8 protein-coding genes are annotated in these 5,404 nt (G+C 66.7%); 7 read left to right on the top strand and 1 reads right to left on the bottom strand.

The features are described from left to right. The 5 genes from AB3X43_RS16835 to AB3X43_RS16815 all read left to right on the top strand — a co-directional run. A partial coding sequence (locus AB3X43_RS16835) for an AIR synthase-related protein (protein ID WP_369431019.1) occupies positions 1-985 on the top strand: 985 nt, incomplete at its 5' end. Between the two features lie 25 nt (positions 986-1,010). Then, the gene (gene aat / locus AB3X43_RS16830; RefSeq protein WP_369431018.1) at positions 1,011-1,784 is read left to right on the top strand and encodes a leucyl/phenylalanyl-tRNA--protein transferase; all 774 of its coding nucleotides are present in this window, start codon (positions 1,011-1,013) and stop codon (positions 1,782-1,784) included. Next, entirely contained in the window at positions 1,781-2,521 is a 741-nt protein-coding gene (locus AB3X43_RS16825; protein WP_369431017.1) for an arginyltransferase, read from the top strand. Before aat ends, AB3X43_RS16825 begins: the two co-directional genes overlap by 4 nt. Before the next feature lie 37 nt (positions 2,522-2,558). After that, a complete protein-coding gene (locus tag AB3X43_RS16820; protein ID WP_369431016.1) occupies positions 2,559-2,996 on the top strand; it encodes an NfeD family protein in 438 nt (145 codons plus the stop codon). Between the two features lie 25 nt (positions 2,997-3,021). Then, positions 3,022-3,957, top strand: a complete 936-nt coding sequence (locus AB3X43_RS16815; RefSeq protein ID WP_369431015.1) for an SPFH domain-containing protein — start codon at positions 3,022-3,024, stop codon at positions 3,955-3,957. Here AB3X43_RS16815 and def read toward each other — a convergent pair. After that, positions 3,942-4,478 (bottom strand): peptide deformylase, encoded by a 537-nt coding sequence (gene def / locus AB3X43_RS16810; RefSeq protein ID WP_369431014.1) that lies wholly within the window; start codon positions 4,476-4,478, stop codon positions 3,942-3,944. The two genes, AB3X43_RS16815 and def, sit on opposite strands and share 16 nt — an antisense overlap. 130 nt (positions 4,479-4,608) lie before the next feature. On the opposite strand from def, the gene AB3X43_RS16805 reads away from it, so the two are divergent. Then, positions 4,609-5,166 carry a hypothetical protein gene (locus AB3X43_RS16805; protein WP_369431013.1) on the top strand — a complete coding sequence of 186 codons (558 nt, stop codon included), beginning with the start codon at positions 4,609-4,611 and terminating at the stop codon, positions 5,164-5,166. A 34-nt stretch (positions 5,167-5,200) separates the two neighbouring features. Beyond that, the coding region (locus AB3X43_RS16800) for a hypothetical protein (protein WP_369431012.1) at positions 5,201-5,404 on the top strand (204 nt) is incomplete at its 3' end.

Below are 5,404 nucleotides of genomic sequence, written 5' to 3'. Positions count from 1 at the left end.
CACCGAAGTCGCTGCGTCGCGCGGCGAATCGGCCTATGTGGTCGATGTCGGCCCGTTCTACCTCGCCTCCATCGTCGAGTGCCTGGGCACCAAGACGCTGGTGGCCGACGAGATGGCCACGCTCACCGGCAAGAGCTACTACGACGGCATCGCCCAGGACACGATCGCCATGGCGATCAACGACCTGATCACCGTCGGCGCCACGCCGCTGGTGGTGCAGGCCTACTGGGCTGCGGGCGGCTCGGACTGGTTCGGTGACAGCCAGCGCGCGCAGGCGCTGGTGGCTGGCTGGAAACGCGCCTGCGAGGTCTGCAGCGTGGCCTGGGGCGGTGGTGAAACACCGGCACTGGCGGGCATTGTCGAAGCGGGTCGCATCGACCTGGCGGCTTCGTGCACCGGCCTGATCAACCCGAAGGAACGCCTGTCGGTCGGCGACAGGCTCGGCGCGGGCGACGCGATCATCCTGCTGGCCTCCAGCGGCATCCACGCCAACGGCCTGAGCCTGGCGCGCAAGCTGGTCGAGCGCCTGCCGGAGGGCTACCTCACCGAGATCTCCCCCGGCGTCACCTACGGCGAGGCACTGCTGGCACCGACCGTGCTGTACTCGCCGGTCACCGAGGCGCTGTGGAAGGCCGGCATCGCGCCGCACTACTGCGCCAACATCACCGGCCACGGCTGGCGCAAGCTGCTGCGGCACCCGAGCGCGCTGACCTACCGCATCCACACAGTGCCGCCGGTCACGCCAGTGCTGAAGTTCATCCAGGAACAGGCGAAGCAGGACGACCGCGAGGCCTACTCGACGCTGAACATGGGGGCTGGGTTCGCGATTTTCGTCAAGGCCGAAGATGCCGAGCGCACAGTCGAGATCGCCCGTGCTCAGGGCATCGCCGCCTGGAATGCCGGCGTGGTCGAGGCCGGGCCGAAGCAGGTGCTGATCGAGCCGCTGGACATCTCGTTCAGCAACGACGACCTGCAACTGCGCTGACGGCATCGCAGCACGCCGGCCTCGCATGATCGACTGGCTCCCGGACGACGACGACGGACACGCACCGTTTCCGTCGACCAGTCGTGCGCTCGGGCCCGACACGGAGGCTCCGGGTCTGCTCTGCGCCGGGGGCCAGCTCAGCCTGCGGCGGCTGGAGCAGGCCTATCGCCACGGCATCTTCCCGTGGTACAGCCCTGGTGAGCCGATTCTGTGGTGGAGCACGGCGCCCCGCATGGTGCTGCAGACCGCGCAGTTCAAGCTGCACCGTTCGCTGAAAAAGGTGCTGCGGCGGTTCGTGGCGACACCCGGTTGCGAGGTGCGCATCGACAGCGCGTTCGAGCAGGTCATCGGACACTGCGCCGGCGTGGCCCGGGAAGGCCAGAACGGCACCTGGATCGTTCCCGAACTGCAGCAGGCGTACCGCCAGTGGCATGCCGCTGGCGGCGTCCATTCGTTCGAGACCTGGATCGACGGGCGATTGGTCGGCGGTCTCTACGGCGTCGGCATCGGACGGATGTTCTACGGCGAGTCGATGTTCGCGCTGCAGACCGATGCCTCCAAGATCGCCCTGTCGGCGCTGGTGGCGTTCTGCCGCGCCGAAGGCATCGCGTGGATCGACTGCCAGCAGCAGACCCGGCACCTGGCCTCGCTGGGAGCGGCGCCGGTCGATCGGTCGGCCTTCGAGGCGCACATTGCCCACGCCACCGCCCTGCCCGCGCCGCAGCGCTGGACCTATGATGTGGCGCTGTGGCGGCAGTTGCCGCTCGACTCCGATTCACCCACCAGCGAATCCGCGTGACGCATCCCCAGGACCTCCCGCTCGCCGAACTGCAGTTCTACGCCACGGCGCCGTACGCGTGCAGTTATCTGGACGGGCGCATGGCGAGATCCCAGGTGGCCACCCCCTCGCACCTGATCAACGCGGACACCTATTCGGAGCTGGTCGCGGCCGGTTTTCGGCGCAGCGGGCTGTTCACCTACAGGCCGTATTGCGACGGCTGCCAGGCGTGCCAGCCACTGCGCGTGCCGGTCAACGAGTTCAAGCCCAACCGCAGCCAGCGCCGCGCCTGGCGGGACCACCGCGATCTGCAGGTCAGCGTGACGCGCCTGCGTTTCGTGCCGGAGCACTATGCGCTGTATCTGAAGTACCAGACCGCCCGCCACAGCGGTGGTGGCATGGACCAGGACTCTGTCGACCAGTACACCCAGTTCCTGCTGCAGAGCCGGGTGAACTCCCGGCTGGTGGAGTTCCGGGAGCCGGCACAGGCGGATGGTTCGCCGGGTGCGCTCAAGATGGTGTCGATCCTCGATGTGCTCAACGATGGCCTGTCTGCCGTCTACACCTTCTACGAGCCGGACGATGCGGCCAGCTACGGCACCTTCAACGTCCTGTGGCAGATCGAGCAGGCGCGCGCACTGAACCTGCCGTTCGCCTACCTGGGCTACTGGATCGAGAACAGCCGCAAGATGGTCTACAAGGAGCAGTACCGTCCGAACGAGGTACTGACCGCGGGAAAGTGGCATCGCCACGGATAGCCAACGCCGGGATGGCCATGCGGCCTACACTCGCCACATGAGCGCATCAATGCTGTGGTGGATCGCCGCCGGTGTCGCCGTCGGTACCGAGTTGCTGACCGGTACGGTCTACCTGCTGCTGCTGTCGATCGGCATGGCGGTCGCGGGCCTGACCGCGCAGATGGGTGCGCCACCCGCCACGCAGATGCTGGTTTGTGCCATGGTGGGCGGTGTGGCCATGGTGCTGCTGCGGTGGCGGCGTCTGCGGGCGTCCGGCCGCAGCGCCATGCCGCGCTTCGATCTGGACATCGGCCACCGCGTCAAGGTCACCCGCTGGCAGCAGGATGGTCTTGCCACCGTCCACTACCGCGGCGCTCCCTGGCAAGCACGCTGGAATGGCGACGGGCCGCCCCCTGGGCCCGGTGAATACGCCATTGTCGCTGTCGATGGCTCCCGGCTGGTGCTGGGGGCCCTTCCATCCACCTGCGCTCACTGAGACCGAGCGACTGGAAAGAACCACCATGGACATGTTTGCGCTGGTTGTGCTGATCGTGGCGATTCTCTTCGTCTCCCGATCGCTCAAGGTCGTGCCTCAGCAGAGCGCCTGGGTGATCGAGCGTCTCGGCAAGTTCCACGGCACCTTGTCGCCTGGGCTGAGTGTCCTGATTCCCTTCGTCGACCGGGTGGCCTATCGCCATTCGCTCAAGGAAATCCCGCTCGATGTGCCCAGCCAGGTCTGCATCACGCGCGACAACACACAGCTCAAGGTGGACGGCATCCTGTACTTCCAGGTCACCGACCCGATGCGCGCCAGCTACGGCTCGTCCGACTACGTGAGCGCCATCACCCAGCTCTCGCAGACGACGCTGCGCTCGGTGATCGGCAAGATGGAGCTGGACCGCACCTTCGAGGAGCGCGAGATCATCAACGCTTCGGTGGTCGCCTCGCTGGACGAAGCGGCGCTGACCTGGGGCGTCAAGGTGCTGCGCTACGAGATCAAGGACCTGACGCCGCCCAACGAGATCCTGCACGCCATGCAGCAGCAGATCACCGCCGAACGCGAGAAGCGCGCGCTGATCGCCGCGTCCGAGGGCCGCAAGCAGGAGCAGATCAACATCGCCAACGGCCAGCGCGAGTCCTTCATCGCCCGCTCCGAGGGAGAGAAGCAGGCCGAGATCAACAAGGCCAACGGCGAAGCCGCTGCGATCACGCTGGTGGCCGACGCCACCGCGGACGCGATCCGCAAGATCGCCAGCGCCATCCAGCAGCCCGGCGGTGCGCAGGCCGTGCAGTTGAAAGTCGCGGAAAAGGCGGTGGATGCCTACGCGCAGCTCGCGCAGAAGAACAACACGATGATCGTGCCCGGCAACATGAGCGAAGTCGCCGGGCTCATCGGCACGGCCATGGCGCTGATGCGCAAGCCGCCCACCGGTGGTGCGGATCAGTCGTCGTCCTGAGCATCCAGGCCGGGGAACAGCACGTCGGTGTAGCCGAAGCGGCTGAAGTCCCGGATGCGCATCGGGTAGAGCGTGCCGATCAGGTGGTCACATTCGTGCTGGACGACCCGCGCATGAAAACCGGTGACCTCCCGCTCGATGCGCTGGCCCGTCTCGTCCCAGCCGGTGTAGCGGATGTGTGACCAGCGAGGCACCACGCCCCGCAGACCGGGCACGGACAGGCAGCCTTCCCAGCCCTCTTCTTCTTCGTCCGACAAGGCTGTGACGGTCGGATTGAGCAGCACGGTGCGCGGCACCGGAGGGGCGTCCGGATAGCGCTGGTTCTGTCCGAAGCCGAAGATCACGACCGCGAGATCGATGCCGATCTGCGGTGCGGCCAACCCGGCCCCACGCACTGCCTCCATGGTGTCGAACAGGTCGGCCACCAGCGTGTGCAACTCAGGCGTGTCAAACGCTTCGACCCGGCGGGCGACCCGCAGCAGGCGCGGATCGCCCATCTTCAGAATGTCTCGTACGGTCATGATTCGTCATCGATCAAGGCAATGCGCACACGATACCGTGCCTGGCCCCTCCTGCGACAAACGATGCAGTACCAACTTGATGTGAGAATATTGATGTTTTGAGGCTGCACATGGCACTGGAGTTTTCTCGTTGATCCACCGCTGGATACACCGCCGTGCCGTATTGGCCTGGTTGCTGCTGCCCTGGCTGGCCTTGCTGCTGACGGCGATCGGTCTGATCGCGATCGACCTGACGCTGGGCGACCGTGTCACGGCGCAGGACTGGGCATTGCGCATTCACCCCGAATGGCTGTGGCAAAGCATGGCCGATCTGCCGCTGCTGATGGCTGGGTTGTATGCCTGTGGCAGCGTGGCCTGGACACTGGGCCTCCTGATGGGAGGACGCTCGGCGCGCCGTGCATCGCTGGTGCTCGGTCTGCTCTGCGGCGGCGGCGGCGTGCTGGTTGGTCTGGCCTGGTACCAGCCCGCATCGCTGGTGTTAGGCAGCGTGGCGCTGGTCACCGGCGGGCTGTATGCCGCCCTCACCCATCGGCCCCAGCTGCGTGTGCAGCGTCGCCAGACCAGGGTGCCAGCGGCACCACCTGCGCCGCCGCCTGAGCCCGTCGCACCCGCAAGACCACCCACTGCACCGCCTGTCCCGACGCTGATCCGCCATGAACCACCGACCACGCAGCCCGTCGAATACTGAGACCGAGGAGCACGAATGGTGTCGTGCACGTCGCTTGGGCTTGGCTGTAGCGCTGGCCTTGGCAGGCTGGATGGGCGCAGCGTCCAGTGCCACACATGTCTGGCTGGTGGTGGGAGAGCCCGATGCCCGGGTCGCGGACAGCCGCAGCGCAGCGACCACGTTCCGGGTGGCCGACATCTTGCATGGCCTCGCTGCCACAACATCGACCACGCAGCTCTTTCTGGCTGATCCGGCGTCG

This window comes from Sphaerotilus sp., from assembly GCF_041083715.1.
GTDB lineage: Bacteria > Pseudomonadota > Gammaproteobacteria > Burkholderiales > Burkholderiaceae_C > Sphaerotilus.
Note: the sequence above shows the minus strand (reverse complement) of the source record. Positions and strands in the feature narration are given on the sequence as shown.

Excerpts from the sequence above, each read along its gene's own strand:
- aat (WP_369431018.1), top strand. The coding sequence starts at position 1,011 with ATGATCGACTGGCTCCCGGACGACGACGACGGACACGCACCGTTTCCG.
- AB3X43_RS16820 (WP_369431016.1), top strand. The coding sequence starts at position 2,559 with ATGAGCGCATCAATGCTGTGGTGGATCGCCGCCGGTGTCGCCGTCGGT.
- def (WP_369431014.1), bottom strand. The coding sequence starts at position 4,478 with ATGACCGTACGAGACATTCTGAAGATGGGCGATCCGCGCCTGCTGCGG.
- AB3X43_RS16815 (WP_369431015.1), top strand. The coding sequence starts at position 3,022 with ATGGACATGTTTGCGCTGGTTGTGCTGATCGTGGCGATTCTCTTCGTC.